The organism is Streptomyces indicus (assembly GCF_900100315.1).
GTDB classification, from domain to species: Bacteria; Actinomycetota; Actinomycetes; order Streptomycetales; family Streptomycetaceae; genus Streptomyces; species Streptomyces indicus.
In genome coordinates this window covers 1,184,857-1,201,331 of sequence record NZ_FNFF01000001.1, presented here as the reverse complement: position 1 = coordinate 1,201,331, position 16,475 = coordinate 1,184,857, and the positions used below count along the sequence as shown (strand labels likewise).

The window sequence follows — 16,475 nt, the reverse complement described above, 5'->3', positions numbered from 1 at the left end:
GTTCCTCCGTCGTCGGTGCACGGGGCGAGCAGACGTGTTCCCCGTGGGACGGGACCAAACGTGTTCTCGGTGGGACGGGACCAAACGTGTTCTCGGCGCGACGGGACCAAAGTGTTATTGGTGGGTCGGGCCGACGCGGGGCCGGGCCAGCGGCCCTCCGCGTGCATGGGACCGATCCCCCTGGGGAGCCGGTTCCCATGACGGAACTCGGCCTGCCCGCCCACATCCGCGCCTGCCTCTTCGACCTGGACGGGGTGATCACCAGCACGGCCACGCTGCACACCGCCGCGTGGCGGGAGACCTTCGATGCGTTCCTGCGCCGGCGCGACGGGGCCGGGTTCCGGCCCTTCGACCCGGTCGGCGACTACGCCGCGTACGTGGACGGCCGCCCGCGCGCCGACGGAGTCCGCACCTTCCTGGCCTCGCGCGGCATCGAACTCCCCGAAGGCGAACCGGACGACCCGCCCGAGCGCGCCACGGTGCACGGCCTCGGCAACGCCAAGAACGCCCTGCTGCTGCGGAAGATCGAGCAGGAGGGCGTCGAGACCTACCCGGGCTCGGTCCGCTACGTCGACGCCGTCCGCGCGGCCGGGCTGCGCACCGCCGTGGTCTCCGCGAGCGCCAACTGCGCGGCGGTGCTGCGCTCCGTCGGCATGACGGACCGCTTCGACGTACGGATCGACGGCGTCGTGGCCGAGGAACGCGCCCTGCCGGGCAAGCCGCACCCGGACACCTTCCTGGCGGCGGCCCAGGACCTGGGCGTCTCACCGCACGAGGCGGCCGTCTTCGAGGACGCCCTCGCGGGCATGGACGCCGCCCGCACCGGAGGCTTCGGCTACGCGATCGGCGTGGACCGCATCGGCCAGGCGGACGCCCTGCGGGAACACGGCGCCGACACAGTCGTACGCGACCTCGCGGGACTGCTGGACGGGCGTGCCGAAGGCACCTGACATGGTGCGTCAGGCGTGCGCGACGTAGTCGTACCACTCGGTGAGTTCGTCGGACAGTTCCCTGTCGTCGTAGAGCTTGAAGTACACGGCTTTGCCCTCTTCGAGGTCGTCGTCCTCGTCCATCTCCACGACGTTCATGTCGAGCACGTCGGACGTCCCCGACACCCAGTAGACGGCGTTCTTCCTGATGCCGTTCTCCCACCAGTGCGCGGCGACGTAGATGGTGTCGCCGTCGTTCTTGCCGTCGTAGATGTACAGCAGCTCGTCGGACGGGTGGAATTCGACCTGTGCCACGGCGGTGCCGTTGTTCTTCACCACGAGCTTCAGCGCCTCGCCGCCTTCGTCGTACTTGAAGTTGGTGTAGTCCAGGCCGCTGCTGTCCGAGCAGGGGCAGTTGCTGGTGTCGGGCTCCCATGCTGAGAAACGCAGGTTCGAGTTGGTGTACGCACCCGCCGCGGGCGCAGAGAGCCCCGTGAATGCGAACGCCATCCCCATTGCCGCTACCACTGCCGCACCCTTTGCTCTCTTGCGCATGCTTGTCTCCCTCTCGACAGGGTCCTGTGTTCGCATTCGCTCGTTCCGACCGCGCCGATGCTAATGGATCTGGTCTGCAAGTTGACCCGGCAACTATTCCGAATTCTCTGGGTAGTTGGGGCCGTCGGGGGCGACAGCGGGGCACGGAGCCCAGGACGCCGATCCGGGGCTGAGCGTCCCGAAGACTCGAACGCCCGGTCGCGGGCGGTGCGGATGCGCCCAGGAGCGCGTGCGGCAGATGTACTACACGGTCCTGATCGTGAATCTGCTGAACCGCGGCTCTTTCCCCATCGCTCACCCGGCCCGTTCGCGGACTCTGCCATGCAAGGAAACCCGCGCAACCCGACACCGAACCGAATCGCGTCATGTTCGTGATGGAAACAACTCTGCCCTCCTGCTCGTGGCGCTCGCCACGAGCAGTCCTGGTGGGCGCGGACACGGCCAAGTAGCCGGCGCCGACGATGTCCAGCGCGAGCCCGGCCCCACAGCGCGGGCAGCCTGCCCGGTCCGTCGGTCGGCCTACAGGCGGACCGCGTCGGCTACCCCGCGAAGAAGCCGGCCCCACCTCTGTGAAGAACCTGTGCTCCGGTCGGCACAGACCTGCGCGGGTCTCGCGAGCAGCCCCACCCCACAACCGGGGCTCCGCGCGGGATGTGGCAGCGTGTTGCGGGTGAGTGAGACGACGCCTGAAACCCTGCAGTACCGGCTCGACGGCCCGGACGACGCCCCTGTCCTGATCCTCGGCCCCTCCCTGGGGACGACCTGGCACATGTGGGACCGCCAGATACCCGAGCTCGCCGGGACCTGGCGTGTCCTGCGGTTCGATCTGCCCGGGCACGGCGGTGCGCCCGCGCACCCTGTCGACTCCGTGCAGGGCCTCGCCGACCGGCTGCTCGCCACGCTCGACGAGCTCGGCATCCAGCGGTTCGGATACGCGGGCTGCGCGCTCGGCGGTGCGATCGGCGCCGACCTCGCGCTGCGCCACCCCCAGCGCGTCGCCTCCCTCGCCCTGATCGCCGCCTCGCCCCGCTTCGGCACGGCCGACGAGTTCCGGCAGCGCGGCGTGGTCGTCCGTACGAACGGGCTCGACCCGGTCTCGCGCACCTCGCCCGACCGCTGGTTCACGCCCGGCTTCGCCGCCGCCCAGCCCGCGATCACCGAGTGGGCCGTGCAGATGGTGCGCACCACGGACCCCGGCTGCTACATCGCGGCCTGCGAGGCACTCGCCTCCTTCGACATCCGCGCCGAGCTCGGCCGGATCGGCGTGCCCACCCTGGTCCTGGTCGGCTCCGAGGACCAGGTGACCGGCCCCGCCGAGGCCCGCACCCTCGTCGCCGGCATACCGGACGCGCGGCTCGCGGTCGTGCCGGGCGCCTCGCACCTCGCGCCGGTCGAGCAGCCGGCCGCCGTCACCGACCTGCTCGTGCACCACTTCTCGACGGCGTGGACCGAGGCGCACGTGGCGCTCTCCGCTCCCGCGCCCGTCCCGGTCCTCGGGGCCCCGGCGAGCGGCGCCCGCGGCCCGATCGCCGAGATCGCCCCGGTCGAAGGGCCGGAGCAGGGCGCGGGCGGGCGTCCGGATCCGTACGAGATCGGGATGAAGGTGCGGCGCGAGGTGCTCGGCGACGCGCACGTGGACCGGGCGCTCGAAGGCAGCGACGCCTTCTCGGAGGACTTCCAGGAACTGATCACGCGCTACGCGTGGGGCGAGGTGTGGGCGCGGCCCGGGCTCGACCGCCGCATGCGCAGCGCGGTCACGCTGACCGCTCTGGTCGCCGCGGGCCACCTGGAGGAGCTGGCCTTCCACACCCGCGCCGCCCTGCGCAACGGGCTCACGCCGGACGAGCTCAAGGAGATCCTGCTCCAGACCGCCGTGTACTGCGGCGTCCCGGCGGCCAACGCGGCCTTCCGCGTGGCCCGCACCGTGATCCGCGAGGAGACCACCCCGCGCGAGTGAGCGCCTCGCGGGCCGGGGTGCCTGGGGGCGCGCCCGCAGGCACCCCGGCCCGCCCCAGGCTCAGAGCCCCGTGCCGTCCCCGGGCGCGAGCCGCAGGTGCTCCGCGCCGCTCAGGTTCGTCAGATGCGTGTCGTAGACCGGGCGGGCCAGATCGGTGAGCAGGGCGTCGTGCACGTCGATGGTGCGCCGCGGCTTGACCTCGCGTACGTAGTCGATGACCTCGGAGACCTTGCTCCAGGGGGCCATCACGGGCAGCAGCAGCGTGTCGACCGGGTGGCCCGGCACGGTGAGCGCGTCGCCGGGGTGGAAGACCGAACCGTCCACGAGGAAGCCGATGTTGGTGATCCGCGGCAGGTCCGGGTGGATCACGGCGTGCAGCTCGCCGTGCACCTGGACGTCGAAGCCCGCCGCGGTGAAGGTGTCCCCGTGCCCGACGGTGTGCACCCGGCCCGGGAAAGCGGCCGAGATCTGCTCGGCGACCGAGCGCAGCGTCCACACCTCGGCGGCGGGGTTCGCCTCCAGGGCGGCGCGCAGCCGGTCCTCGGCGAAGTGGTCGGGGTGCTCGTGCGTGACGAGGATCGCGTCGGCCCCGACGGCCGCGTCGGCCTCACCGAACAGCCCGGGGTCGACGACGAGCGAGCGGCCGTCCTTCTCCAGGCGTACGCATGCATGGGTTTTCTTGGTGAGCTCCATACGACCCATCTTGCTCCGGTACGGACCCGGCTTCGACCCCGGGGCTCGTCACCCCGGCGGGGACGGCGCTGTCAGTCCCCACCGGTAGATTGGCGGCATGCGTATCGCCACCTGGAACGTGAACTCCGTGACCGCCCGTCTGCCCCGCCTCCTGGCCTGGCTGGAGAACAGCGGCACGGACGTGCTGTGCATCCAGGAGACCAAGTGCGCCGCCGAGCAGTTCCCCGCCGACGAGCTGCGCGAGCTCGGCTACGAGTCCGCGGTGAACGCCAACGGGCGGTGGAACGGTGTGGCGCTCGTCTCCCGCGTAGGCCTCGACGACGTGGTCAAGGGCCTGCCCGGCGACCCGGGCTACGACGGCGTCGAGGAGCCCCGCGCCATCTCGGCCACCTGCGGCGGCGCCCGCGTGTGGTCGGTGTACGTGCCGAACGGGCGCGAGCCCGACCACGCGCACTACGCGTACAAGCTGCAGTGGTTCGAGGCCCTGAAGGCCGCCGTCGCGAGCGACGCCCAGGGCTCGCGTCCCTTCGCGGTGCTCGGCGACTACAACGTGGCACCGACCGACGAGGACGTCTGGGACATCAGCCTCTTCGAGGGCGCGACCCACGTCACCCCGGCCGAGCGCGCCGCGCTCGCCGCCCTGCGCGAGGCGGGGCTCAACGACATCGTGCCGCGCCCGCTCAAGTACGACGTGCCGTTCACGTACTGGGACTACCGCCAGCTCGGCTTCCCGAAGAACCGCGGCATGCGCATCGACCTCGTGTACGGGAACGCGGCCTTCCAGAAGGCCGTCACCGACGCCTACGTGGACCGCGAGGAGCGCAAGGGCAAGGGCGCGTCGGACCACGCGCCCGTCGTCGTCGATCTGGACGTCTGACGCCCGTCCGCACAGCTGCGGGGCCCGCACCGCCCAGCCGGTATGGGCCCCGTCCCTGCGCGCCGCCGCCCTACAGCACCTTCGGATCCACCGACTCCGCGAGCGCGGCCAGCCCCGCGTCCCCGGGATGCAGGTGATCACCGCTGTCGTAGGCGGGCAGCAGCCGCGCCGGATGCGACGGATCGCGCAGCACGGCGTCGAAGTCGAGCACCGCGTCGTACACCCCGCTGGTGCGGATCCACGCGTTGACCGCCTGCCGCTCCGCGTCCGCGGCCGCCGTGCACAGCGCCTCGCCCTCGCACGGCGCGATCGTCGCGGCCACCACCCGCAGCCCGCGCTCCTTCGCGCGTGCGGCGATCTCCGCGAGGCCCGCCGTGACCTGCCCGGCCTTCGCGCCCCACCGCACGTCGTTGACGCCCTCGAAGACCACGAGGGTACGGACCCGCGTCTGCGCGAGCACATCCCGCTCCAGCCGGTGCAGCGCACTCACCCCGCCCGTGTCCGTGGACACCCCGTCGCCCGGATACCGGTCGGTGAGGACGCGGTTGGCCGAGACGCCGTGGTTCAGGACCCCGTACGCCGGCACCTCGTCCTGGTCGAGCAGGCGCCGCGCGAGCACATTCGTCCAGCGCCGGTCCGCGTCCGGCGTGGACTTCACCCCGTCCGTGATCGAGTCCCCGAGCACCGCCACGGACGGCGCCGAGCCGCCCACGTCCACCCCGGTGAGGAAGGGCCAGGTGCTGATCGTCGAGGTGTACGCGGCCGCCTCCGCGTCCCCGGTGTGGTCACCGGCCTCGCTCACGTACGACTGCTGGAGCGCATGCTGGTGCATGGGCGCCGCGCGCACCGTGCCGGACAGCTGGAACGAGACGAGCAGACTGCTGTCGGCGGGCACGTCGAAGTCCACCGTGTCGCTGAACACCTGGGCGCCGGCGGGGATTTCCACCCCCGCCTCACCGCCGAAGGTCAGGGGCACCGGCTTCGCACGCGCTGCCGCCTCGGCCTCCTGCACCGCGACACTCGCCGCCCCGATCCGCACCGGCGAGCCGGCGAAGGTGTTCGCCAGCCTGATCCGCATCCGCGGCCCGCCCGCCGAGGTGTGCACCACGAGCCGCAGCGTGCGGTCCGTCCACGGCCCGACCGCCGTGTAGCCGCCCGTGGACGCCGACCAGGTGCCGGTCAGGCCGCGCGCCGACTCCCGTACGGAGACGGCGAACACATGCAGATCGGCCGCGCCCGGATCGCGCGGCAGCCGCACCGAGGCGACCTCGCGCCCCGGGGCCAGCGGCACGGAGACCACGTACAGCCTTGCCTTCTCGGCGAGTTGGCCGTCCGGGGTGTTCACATGGGGCAGGGCCACGGACTTGGTGGCGAGCGGCCCCGTGCGCCAGTCGGGCGCGGTCAGCTCGTACGAGGACGTGGAGCCGTCGCGATAGCGCACGTGTCCCGTCCCGCTCGCCTCGCCACTCGTCCCCGCGACGAGGAAGGACAGGGCCCCGCCGCGGCCGCGCACCCTTACGTTCTGACCGTCGGCGCGCACGTTGTCGCGCTCGCCCGGCGCGGAGCGCGGCAGCCGCAGCCGGGTGGCGTCCACGGTCAGGGAGCGGCCGGGGGTCCAGCCCGCGGCCGCGAGGTCCTGGGCCGACAGTGAGGCGCCCGCACCGTCGAAGTCCGCGGCGCCGGGCGCCGTGTCGTCGCTGATCGCACGGTTGTCGAAGAGCCGCTCCAACGGCGCCGCGGGCCGCGGTCCGGCGTCGGCCGCGACGGCGCCGGGGGCAGTCCCCGCCACCAGCGCGAGCGCGACCGCTCCACCCCAGAAACCTCGGCGCACGAAGACTCCTTCCGTTGACGGCATGACGACCGGTGCGCCCCGAAGCCAAGGCGGTGGCAGGAACGCGTCAATGACCTTGGTCTGAACTCGCCCTGAATTCAAGGAGGAACGACCACGGAACGAGCACATGTGCGAGTGCCAAGATCGGCCCGCGCGCCCTGTGGTGCCCCGCCGCCACGGATGCGAGGCTTGGCTTATGAACATCCCTTTTGTCGATCGATGGCGCAGGAAGCACGCGGCCGACAGTAGCGATGCGCCCCTCGCGGCCGCCTTCGAGGAGGACCCCGAGGGCGTGGCCGAGCTGCTCTCCGAATGCGCCCTGCTGCGCTCGCAGGCTGAGAGCGTCGGACTCGAACTCGACGACACCCCGGCCTCTTTGGAGGCGCTCGACCAGCTGCTCCCGCGCTGGCGCGACGACCCGGAGCTGCTGCCATGGCTGGGCAACGACGCCGGTCTCTACCTGGGTACGGTCGTGGTGCGCACGGTGCCGGGCGCCACGTGGCACGTGTGGCCCGGCGGCCACCCGGTGGTCCGGCTCGCCTCCGGCCGCGAGATCCAGGTCGTCGAAGCGGGCCTGGACTGGGCGGTGGGCGGCGCCCCCGAGCTGTCCCAGGTGTACGCGGAGGCCTCGGAGGCCTGACCCGCGCCGCGGCGGCGCACCCCCAACACCCCATTGAGCAAAATACGGTTAATGCCCGAATCATGCGTGTCGCCTGTTAAGTCCCATATTGCGGTGGATAGTTTGCGCGGACTGAACAGCTGAGAGTGGGCAGGTCCGTACATGGCCGTCGATCCGTTGATCGAGCTGCGTGACGTCAACAAGTACTACGGGCAGCTGCATGTCCTCCAGGACATCCAGCTCACCGTCGGACGCGGGGAGGTGGTGGTGGTCATCGGGCCGTCCGGCTCGGGCAAATCGACGCTGTGCCGGACGATCAACCGGCTCGAGACCATCCAGTCGGGCACCATCACCCTCGACGGGCAGCCGCTGCCGGAGGAGGGCAAGGCCCTCGCCAAGCTGCGGGCCGAGGTGGGGATGGTCTTCCAGTCCTTCAACCTCTTCGCGCACAAGACGGTCCTGCAGAACGTCTCGCTGGCCCAGGTCAAGGTGCGCGGCCGCAAGAAGGACGAGGCCGACAAGCGCTCGCGTGAACTGCTCGCCCGCGTAGGGCTCGAGGCGCACGCGGAGAAGTACCCGGCGCAGCTCTCCGGCGGTCAGCAGCAGCGCGTGGCCATCGCCCGCGCCCTCGCCATGGACCCCAAGGTGATGCTCTTCGACGAGCCCACCTCGGCCCTCGACCCCGAGATGATCAACGAGGTGCTCGAGGTCATGCAGTCCCTCGCCCGCGAGGGCATGACGATGGTCGTCGTCACCCACGAGATGGGCTTCGCGCGCTCGGCCGCCAACCGCGTCGTGTTCATGGCCGACGGGAAGATCATCGAAGACCGCGCTCCGGAGGAGTTCTTCAACAACCCCGAGAGCGACCGCGCCAAGGACTTCCTGTCCAAGATCCTGAAGCACTGACGGGGGACGGGAAGAACCAGATGCGTACCACACGTGTGCTCGCGGCCCTGCTGCTGGCCGCCCTCGCGGCCGCCGGCTGCGGCAAGGAGGGCTCCCCGCCCACCAAGGGCCCCAAGCCCGAGGACCTGCCCAAGTACCAGGTGGCCACCGACTTCCAGCTGCCCGACTCCGGCACCTGGAACAAGGCCAAGCGCCGCGGGCGCCTGGTCGTCGGCGCCAAGGAGGACCAGCCCTACCTCGGCGAGAAGGACCCGGCCAGCGGCGTCTACTCGGGCTTCGACATCGAGATCGCCAAGATGATCGGCGCCTCGCTCGGCTTCGACCCGAACAAGATCGAGTTCCGCACGATCGCCTCGGCCAACCGCGAAACCGCCCTCCAGAACGGCCAGATCGACTACTACGTGGGCACCTACACGATCAACGACAACCGCAAGAAGCTCGTCGGCTTCGGCGGCCCGTACTACATGGCCGGCCAGGGGCTGCTCGTCCGCAAGGACGAGGAGGACATCAGCGGCCCCCAGGACCTCGACGGCAAGAAGGTCTGCTCGGCCGCCGGTTCGACCCCGTACCAGCGCATCCAGGCCGACTACCCGAAGGCGGTCCTCGTCGCGTACGACACGTACTCGATCTGCGTGGACAACCTGCTCACCTACCAGGTCGACGCCGTCACCACCGACGACGCGATCCTCCAGGGCTACGCGGCCAAGCTGCCCGAGGAGATGAAGCTGGTCGGCAAGCCCTTCTCCGAGGAGCCGTACGGCATCGGCGTCCCGCGCGGGGACAACGCGCTGCGGTTCGCCATCGACGACGCCCTGGCGGCGCGCGAGAAGGACGGCACCTGGAAGAAGGCGTACGACGCGACGCTCGGCCTGTCCGGAGTGCCCGCGCCCACGCCCCCGCCCATCGACCGCTACCCGGCGAGCTGAGGGGGCCGGCATGAACGTACTGACGGAGAACTTCTCCACCTACGGCGAGGGCTTCCTCGGCACGGTCGAACTGACCGTCTACGCCTCGGTCCTGGCCCTCGTGCTCGGCTTCATCATGGCGTCCTTCCGGGTCGCGCCCGTGGGCTCCTTCCGGGTCTTCGGCACGGTCTGGGTCACCGTCCTGCGCAACACCCCGCTGACGCTGCTGTTCTTCGCGGTGCTGCTCGGCCTGCCGCGCTTCGGACTCGTGCTGCCCTTCAAGGTGTTCGCGGTGCTGGCGCTCGGCTGCTACACCTCGGCGTTCATCTGCGAGGCGCTGCGCTCGGGCATCAACACCGTGCCCAAGGGGCAGGGCGAGGCGGCCCGCAGCCTCGGGATGAGCTTCGGACAGACGCTGTCGCAGGTGATCCTGCCGCAGGCCTTCCGCTCGGTGATCCCGCCGGTGGGCTCCAACCTGATCGCGCTCGCCAAGAACTCCGCGATCGCCGGCGCCTTCAGCGTCACCGAACTGCTCGGCACGTATCGCACGCTCAACGAGCTGGGCTACAGCATCATCTGGACCTTCGTCTGGATCGCCGTCGGCTACCTGATCATCACTCTCACCATCAGCGCGCTCTTCAACGTCCTTGAAAAGCGCTGGGGGGTCGCCCGATGAAAGCCCTCGACCACAGCTCCACCGCCCTCTACGACATCCCGGGCCCCAAGGCCGAACGGCGCCACATGCTCTACGGCGTCCTGTCCACGGTGCTCATCGCGGCGGTCGTCGGCTGGATCCTCTATCTCCTGTTCGACACCGACCAGTTCACCGCGGCCAAGTGGAACCCCTTCACGTACAAGGGAATCCAGGAGCTCCTGCTCAAGGGCCTCGGCAACACGCTCAAGGCCTTCGCGATCGCCGCGGTGCTCTCGCTGGTCCTCGGTGCGATCCTCGCCGTCGGGCGGCTCTCGGACCACAAGCCGGTGCGCTGGCTGGCCACGCTGATCGTGGAGTTCTTCCGGGCCATGCCGGTCCTGGTGATGATCTTCTTCGTGTTCGTGGCCCTGAAGGTCCAGCCGCTGCCCGCGCTCGTCACCGGTCTGACGCTCTACAACGGCTCGGTGCTCGCCGAGGTGTTCCGCTCGGGCGTCAACTCGGTGGAGCGCGGGCAGCGCGAGGCCGCGTACGCCCTCGGGATGCGCAAGACGCAGGTGATGAGCTACGTGCTCGGGCCGCAGGCGCTGCGCGCCATGCTGCCCGCCATCATCAGCCAGCTCGTGGTGGCCCTCAAGGACACCTCGCTCGGCTACCTCATCACCTACGAGGAGTTCCTCCACGCGGGCAAGCTGATCGCGTCGAATCTCGACTACGATCTGCCGTTCATCCCCGTGGTGATGGTGATCTCGCCGATCTACATCGGGATGTGCATGCTCCTGTCCTGGTTCGCCACCTGGGTGTCCAGACGACAGCAGCGCAACCCGAAGGTCGAGGCCGTGGATGTCGCACCGGCCGAACCAGGGACGCTGCTGCCGGGGAGGCAGTAGCACGGAGCACCCCACCCGGCAGCAGCCGGAGATCACTTCTCGCGCAGCGGCACCGATACGAACGACGGGTCGGCCGCGGGAGAGGAGAAGGTCAGCTGCGCGCCGGTCGGGTTGTGCTCGATGTAGAGCGGGTCGACCGTGTCGATCACCAACGCGAGCTTGTGTCCGGCAGGCACGTCGTAGGCCGTGGAGAACAACTCCAGGTCCACGCCGAACGCCTGCCCCGGAGCCTTGTCGTGGAAGGTGTACGGCGCGTGGGAGACCAGCTTGCCGACGCCGAGCGGCCCCACGTCGTAGAGATACGCGACGAGGGTGCCGCTCGGCTTCGTGCTGGTGACGGTGGTGTGCAGCTTCGTGGTGCCGCGGATCTGCTGCGCGCTGTCGTACCGCCCCGACTGCCAGACGGCCGCGAAGGTGCGCGGGAGCAGCGGGATGGAAGCGGTCGGCGGGGTCTTGAGGAACTGGTCGAGGGCGTTGGAGAGCAGCACGATGCCGCCGTTGGCGCCCGAGTCCACGTTCGCGAGCAGCTTCTCGGTGTCGTTGAGCGGGATCCGCGTGGTCGCCGGGCCCACCGACTTCCAGTCCGCGTAGCCCTCGTAGCCGCCGGAAGTACGGGACTTGAGCTGGACCGGCTGTTCGCGGTCGATGTCGTTGTCCACGCCCTTGAGGTGGTGGTCGAACCAGCGCTGGGTGTTGGTCCAGACGTCGTTGGGCAGCCCGAGCAGACCGGTGGCCTCGGCCGTCGCGTGGTCGCCGGGGCGCAGTTCCAGGCGCTTGGGGGTGTCGAGCTGTGCGAAGAACTTCGCGTACTGGTTGGGCGGGAAGATCGTGTCGCCCCACGCGTTCGCCAGCATGATCGCGGGCTTGTTGGCGTTGAGCTGGTCGAGGTACGTGGCGGGGGAGCGCTTGCGTCCCCAGTCGATCATCTCCTGTTCCTTGGCCAGGTTCGAGCCGAGGAAGTCCTTCATGATCTGCTGGAGTTCGGGGCTCGGGCGGCCTGTGAGGAAGCCGGCGCCGGTGAGCAGGCCGGCGGCCATGGAGTGCTGGGTGCGGCCCGAGTAGATCGATTCGATCAGGTCGGCCCAGCCGCTGATCGCGCCGACCGCCTTCACGCGCTTGTCGTGGGCGGCGGCGAGCAGTGAGATGCCGGCGCCGTAGGAGACGCCCGCCATGCCGATCTTGTCGGGGTCGGCGGCGGTGTTGGCGATGGTCCAGTCGATGACGCGGGAGGCGTCGGCGATGTCCGGAGGGCCGGCCACCTCGATGTTCCCGCCGGACTGCCAGAAGCCGCGGGAGTTGTAACTCACCACGACATAGCCGGAGTCGGCGAGCTTCTGGGCCTGCGCGATGTACTCGATCTGCGGCACGGCCCAGCTGGTGGGCAGCACGATCGCCGGGAACTTCTGGCCGGGCTGGGCGCCGGACGGGCTGAAGACGTTGCCCTTGAGTACGGTGCCGCCGTCGCCGGGGATGTCGACGAACCGTACATCCGCCGCCTGCGCGGCCTGTGTCGCGGGCGCCGCGGCCGCCGTGGCGGGGGCCAGACCGAAGGCGGCGCCCGCGACGAGGGCCGCGGAGAGCGAGCTGATCGAGGTGGTGCGCAGGGCTCTGCGGGGAAGTCCCACGGGTCACTCCTCACTCGTGTCAGTGCAAAGTGACCTGACGGTAACGTCAGTTCATTACCGGAGGTAACCCGTCGGTAAGTTACGCGATGGTAAAGATCAGTAGGATCCCGGAGGGTTGAAGATCGGTGAGCTACCGGGGGTTGAAGATCAGTGGGTCCCCGGGGTGAGCGCGCTGAGCTTCTGCCAGGCGGTCCAGCTCATGTTCCACTCCGCGTAGCCGTTGCCCAGCTTCGCCTGGCCCTTCGAGCCCGGGCCCGTGACCTCCACCAGGTCGCCCGGCTGCACCTGCGCGTACAGCCAGTCGGCGTCGGCGTCGCTCATGCCCACGCAGCCCGAACTGTTGTTGACCCGGCCGTAGTTGCCCGCGTTCCACGGGGCCGCGTGCACGTACATGCCCGAGTCCGTCAGGCGCATCGAGTCGCGCACCATCTTGTCGTAGGCGTCGCCCAGGCCCACCGACTGCGAGGTCATCCGGATGGTGCCCTCCTTGCGCATCAGCACCATCTTCCCGTCCCAGGAGGCCTTCTCGCCGCCGGGCGTACCGGCCGCCACCGGAATGGACTTGACCACCTGGCCGTCCCGTACGAGCTGCAGCCGCTTGCTGTCGAGGTCGACCTCGACCTGCTGGTCCTTGCCGATGGTGAAGGTGTTGTCGTAATCACGGACGAACCAGCCGCCGTCCGCGCCCGAGTCCACGCCCTTCAGGTCGGCGTCCAGCTTCACCTTCGTGCCGGGCTTCCAGTACGTCTGCGGGCGCCAGTCCACGCGCTGGCGGCCGGCCTGGTCCTGGTACCAGCCCCAGGAGCCCTTGGTGCCGTTGTCGGTGGTGAGCTTCAGCTGCTTCTCCACCGCCGCCTTGTTCTTGACCGGGTGGTCGAAGGTGATGGAGACCGGCATGGCGGTGCCGACGGTGGAACCGGCCTTGAAGTTGAAGTCCAGCTTGTTGACCTTGCCGGCCTGCTGTGTGGCGAACCGCTGCGTGCCGGTGCGGCCCCGGTCGTCCTTCGTCTCGACCGTGTACGTGGTGCCGGGCGCGGCCACGCGGTCCGAGGTCCAGGTCCTGCCGTCGCCCGCTATCTTCCCGGCGAGCGCGTCGCCCTCGCCGTCCTTCACGGAGACGTTCTCGAGGGTGCCCTCGGTGGCGGTGACCTTGACCTGCTCCCCGGCCTTCGCGTTGTCGCCGGTGAGGTTCACCGCGACCTTCGCGCCGGCGTCGGCGCCGAGCGCGCCCTTGCCGTCGCCTCCGCCGCCCGAACAGGCGCTGAGGGCGACCGCGAGCATCGAGGTGCCGGCGAGCGCGGCGATCCGGGCCGTGCGGGGCAGGGGGTGACGGCGGGTGCGGCTCACAGGGTCCTCCTCCAGTGGTGCTGTTCCTGGGGGAGGAGTCGGAAGTCGCTCGTGTGGTTGCGAATTGCCGGGAAAAATCTCGGTAATTCGGGCAGACGCGGACGCCGGAGTGCGAGGAGGTGGCTTTCGGCATGCGGTGCGGGACGAAAGTCCCGGCATGCGCAGGCGCGGGCGGTGCTAGGACTTCGCCCGGTGCGAGTTCTTCGGGGCGGGGGCCTGCTCCTGGGCCGCGCGCGTCACGTCCGCGACCAGCTCGACCACGTCCGGGCCGTACGCCTGGGAGTTGACCACCTTCAGGAGCAGCACGAAGGAGTTGCCGCCGTACTTGCGGGTCAGGCGCTCGTGATGCTTGGCGAGGTAGCGCGTGGCCGCCTGGTTGGTGACGGCGCGCTGGCCGCAGAAGAGGAACACCGGGCGGGCCTCGCGGCCCTGGCCCGCGGTGAGCCGGGCGAGGATCACGTACTCCGTGATGCCGGGCTCCATGCGGTAGCGCTCGGAGCCGATCTGGAAGGCGCCGCGGTCGGGGCCGGGCTCGGGGTCGGTGTTGACGCGGACGCCGGGCAGCAGCGAGTGCATGTGGGCGGCCATCCGGCGGTTCGACGAGGGGCCGCCGACGCAGAACTCGGTGCGCTCGCCGAAGCCCTGCTGGGCCGAGTCGTGCGTGATGAGCTGGGCGTGCGCGCCGCAGTCCTTGATCAGGGCGGAGAGTTCGAGCAGCGCGAACACGTCGTTGCGCGAGATCATCAGGTCCGGGCCGCCCGCGTCGCGGTTCACGACGAGCAGCGACTCGGAGTTCTGCGGGAGGCCGAAGAAGGCCTGCTTGCGTCTGAGCTTGCGGCGCCAGAAGTACGTACGGGCGTACCAGCCGAGGGCGACCGCGACCACGGCGACGGCCGCGGCGATGACGACTATGCGCAGGGCTTCACTCATGGGCGCGCACTCTAGCGGGCCTGCGGACCTCTGTTCGAGGGTCCCCCGGCGTCTTTTCCGCGGCCACCGAGGGTGTGTCCCGGCAAGGTGCGACACGTCGGGACACGGGGCCGACGGGGAGGTGAAAGGGATGATCCGGGCAGGCGGCAGGTGCGGACCGGGGCAGCAAAAGGTGCGAGGCGGACGGGCGTCGGTGAAGGTGGGCCGGGTGTGCGCCGGCCCCTGCGGCGTACCGAGCCGGCCCGTCCCGCCCGCGTCCGAGGAGTGGTCCCTTGCGTGCAGTCCTTCCCGCCGTACTCGCCCCGGTGCTCCTGGCCGCGGCGCTCCCGCCGGCGAGCGCGCAGGAAGGGTCGGTGGCGGCGGACGCGCTCCTGTCGAAGGTGCGCGACTGCCGTCCCGTCTCCGCGGGACGCTTCCGTACGGACGCCGGGGCACGGGCGGACATCCCGGTGTGCGGCGGCAAGGGCGTCGTGTTCTGGAAGGCCGACCTCGACATCGACTGCGACGGCCGCCCGAGCCGGGCCTGCAGCAAGAAGACCGACCCGTACTTCCAGCCCACCACCGCCTTCCAGGACTCGGCCGGCCGCCAACTCGACTCCGCCGCGCTGCCGTACGTGGTCGTGCCCGGCGCGAGCAAGGCCTGGGACCACCGCAAGTGGGGCGTGCACGGCGGGGGAGTCGTCGCCGTGATCTACCGCGGCAAGGTGCAGTACGCGGTCGTGGGCGACACGGGTCCGACCGACCTCATCGGCGAGGCTTCGTACGCCACGGCCCGCGCCCTCGGCATCGACCCGCATCCGGTGCACGGGGGCGCCGACGGCGGAGCCACGTACATCTTCTTCCGCGACTCGCGCGTGCGGCCCATCGAGAGCCACCGTGAGGCGGTGCGGCTCGGGCAGGCGCTGGCGCGGCAGTTCGTGAACGGCGGCTGACCGGGCTCGGGGCCGGAGCAGGGGTCAGAGCTGTGTGAGGATGCGCGGGCCGTCGTCCGTGATCGCCACCGTGTGCTCGGCGTGCGCGGCGCGGCTGCCGTCCACGGTGCGCAGGGTCCAGCCGTCGCGGTCCTCGTAGTAGCGGTCCGTGCCGCCGCCGATCAGCATCGGCTCGATCGCGAGCACCATGCCGTGCTTGAGGATCATGCCGCGCCCGGGGCGGCCCTCGTTCGGCACGGACGGGTCCTCGTGCATCTGGCGGCCGATGCCGTGTCCGCCGAAGCCCTCGGGGATCCCGTAGCCGGCGGCCCGGCCGACCGTGCCGATCGCGTGGGCGATGTCGCCGATGCGGTTGCCGACCGTGGCGGCCGCGATGCCCGCCTCCAGGGCGGCGAACGCGGTGTCGATCAGCTTCGTGTCCGCCGGGCGCGGGGTGCCGACCGTGAAGCTGATCGCCGAGCCGCCCGCCCAGCCGTCCAGCTCGGCGCCGAAGTCGATGGAGACGAGGTCGCCGTCGCGCAGCCGGTAGCCGTCGGGGATGCCGTGCACGATCGCGTCGTTCACCGAAGCGCAGATCACCGCGGGGAAGGGGGTGGGGGCGAAGGCGGGCTTGTAGTGCAGGAAGGGCGAGGACGCGCCCGCCGCGCGCAGCACCTCGTGCGCCACCTCGTCCAGTTCGCGCAGGCTGCTGCCCACGCGGGCCTGCTCCCGTACCGCCGTGAGTCCTTGCGCCACCACGCGCCCCGTGGCGCGCATGGCTTCGAGCGACTGATCCGTCTTGATCTCAACCATGCCAATTACTATACCGGTCGATGCGGTATAACAAT

Annotated in this window: 16 protein-coding genes; 9 read left to right on the top strand and 7 right to left on the bottom strand. The window is 70.5% G+C overall.

Annotated features, from left to right (window positions below):
* Positions 1-197: 197 nt before the first annotated feature.
* A complete protein-coding gene (locus BLT97_RS05350) occupies positions 198-950 on the top strand; it encodes an HAD family hydrolase (protein WP_093607449.1) in 753 nt (250 codons plus the stop codon).
* Between the two features lie 9 nt (positions 951-959).
* Here BLT97_RS05350 and BLT97_RS05345 read toward each other — a convergent pair whose 3' ends face one another.
* The gene (locus BLT97_RS05345; protein WP_093607448.1) at positions 960-1,484 is read right to left on the bottom strand and encodes a hypothetical protein; all 525 of its coding nucleotides are present in this window, start codon (positions 1,482-1,484) and stop codon (positions 960-962) included.
* Between the two features lie 670 nt (positions 1,485-2,154).
* Here BLT97_RS05345 and pcaDC point away from each other — a divergent pair.
* Entirely contained in the window at positions 2,155-3,441 is a 1,287-nt protein-coding gene (pcaDC, locus tag BLT97_RS05340) for a bifunctional 3-oxoadipate enol-lactonase/4-carboxymuconolactone decarboxylase PcaDC (protein ID WP_093607783.1), read from the top strand.
* A gap of 60 nt (positions 3,442-3,501) precedes the next feature.
* Here the strand turns inward: pcaDC and BLT97_RS05335 are convergent, their stop codons facing one another.
* A complete protein-coding gene (locus BLT97_RS05335) occupies positions 3,502-4,134 on the bottom strand; it encodes an MBL fold metallo-hydrolase (RefSeq protein ID WP_093607447.1) in 633 nt (210 codons plus the stop codon).
* A 97-nt stretch (positions 4,135-4,231) separates the two neighbouring features.
* Between BLT97_RS05335 and BLT97_RS05330 the strand changes: the two genes are divergently transcribed.
* Complete coding sequence (locus BLT97_RS05330) at positions 4,232-5,011, top strand: exodeoxyribonuclease III (RefSeq protein WP_093607446.1); 780 nt, start codon at positions 4,232-4,234, stop codon at positions 5,009-5,011.
* 70 nt (positions 5,012-5,081) lie between these two features.
* Here BLT97_RS05330 and BLT97_RS05325 read toward each other — a convergent pair whose 3' ends face one another.
* Positions 5,082-6,866 (bottom strand): SGNH/GDSL hydrolase family protein, encoded by a 1,785-nt coding sequence (locus tag BLT97_RS05325; RefSeq protein ID WP_093607445.1) that lies wholly within the window; start codon positions 6,864-6,866, stop codon positions 5,082-5,084.
* 172 nt (positions 6,867-7,038) lie between these two features.
* On the opposite strand from BLT97_RS05325, the gene BLT97_RS05320 reads away from it, so the two are divergent.
* The 5 genes from BLT97_RS05320 to BLT97_RS05300 all read left to right on the top strand — a co-directional run bounded on the left by BLT97_RS05320 (position 7,039) and on the right by BLT97_RS05300 (position 10,814).
* Entirely contained in the window at positions 7,039-7,482 is a 444-nt protein-coding gene (locus BLT97_RS05320) for a DUF6278 family protein (protein ID WP_093607444.1), read from the top strand.
* 141 nt (positions 7,483-7,623) lie between these two features.
* A complete protein-coding gene (locus BLT97_RS05315) occupies positions 7,624-8,367 on the top strand; it encodes an amino acid ABC transporter ATP-binding protein (RefSeq protein WP_093607443.1) in 744 nt (247 codons plus the stop codon).
* A 20-nt stretch (positions 8,368-8,387) separates the two neighbouring features.
* Positions 8,388-9,293 (top strand): glutamate ABC transporter substrate-binding protein, encoded by a 906-nt coding sequence (locus tag BLT97_RS05310; protein WP_093607442.1) that lies wholly within the window; start codon positions 8,388-8,390, stop codon positions 9,291-9,293.
* Between the two features lie 10 nt (positions 9,294-9,303).
* Positions 9,304-9,948, top strand: a complete 645-nt coding sequence (locus BLT97_RS05305; RefSeq protein ID WP_093607441.1) for an amino acid ABC transporter permease — start codon at positions 9,304-9,306, stop codon at positions 9,946-9,948.
* Positions 9,945-10,814, top strand: coding sequence for an amino acid ABC transporter permease (locus tag BLT97_RS05300; RefSeq protein ID WP_093607440.1), 870 nt, complete (start codon positions 9,945-9,947; stop codon positions 10,812-10,814). The genes BLT97_RS05305 and BLT97_RS05300 overlap by 4 nt, the downstream gene beginning before the upstream one ends.
* A gap of 32 nt (positions 10,815-10,846) precedes the next feature.
* Here BLT97_RS05300 and BLT97_RS05295 read toward each other — a convergent pair whose 3' ends face one another.
* The 3 genes from BLT97_RS05295 to BLT97_RS05285 all read right to left on the bottom strand — a co-directional run bounded on the left by BLT97_RS05295 (position 10,847) and on the right by BLT97_RS05285 (position 14,716).
* Entirely contained in the window at positions 10,847-12,439 is a 1,593-nt protein-coding gene (locus tag BLT97_RS05295) for a CocE/NonD family hydrolase (RefSeq protein ID WP_093607439.1), read from the bottom strand.
* 147 nt (positions 12,440-12,586) lie between these two features.
* Positions 12,587-13,786, bottom strand: coding sequence for a L,D-transpeptidase (locus BLT97_RS05290; RefSeq protein ID WP_425442644.1), 1,200 nt, complete (start codon positions 13,784-13,786; stop codon positions 12,587-12,589).
* Positions 13,787-13,963: 177 nt separating this feature from the next.
* Positions 13,964-14,716, bottom strand: a complete 753-nt coding sequence (locus BLT97_RS05285; RefSeq protein ID WP_176953648.1) for a hypothetical protein — start codon at positions 14,714-14,716, stop codon at positions 13,964-13,966.
* A gap of 272 nt (positions 14,717-14,988) precedes the next feature.
* Between BLT97_RS05285 and BLT97_RS05280 the strand changes: the two genes are divergently transcribed.
* A complete protein-coding gene (locus BLT97_RS05280) occupies positions 14,989-15,648 on the top strand; it encodes a glycoside hydrolase family 75 protein (RefSeq protein ID WP_093607438.1) in 660 nt (219 codons plus the stop codon).
* A gap of 24 nt (positions 15,649-15,672) precedes the next feature.
* On the opposite strand, the gene map is transcribed toward BLT97_RS05280, so the two are convergent.
* Entirely contained in the window at positions 15,673-16,440 is a 768-nt protein-coding gene (gene map, locus BLT97_RS05275) for a type I methionyl aminopeptidase (RefSeq protein ID WP_093607437.1), read from the bottom strand.
* Positions 16,441-16,475: the final 35 nt, after the last annotated feature.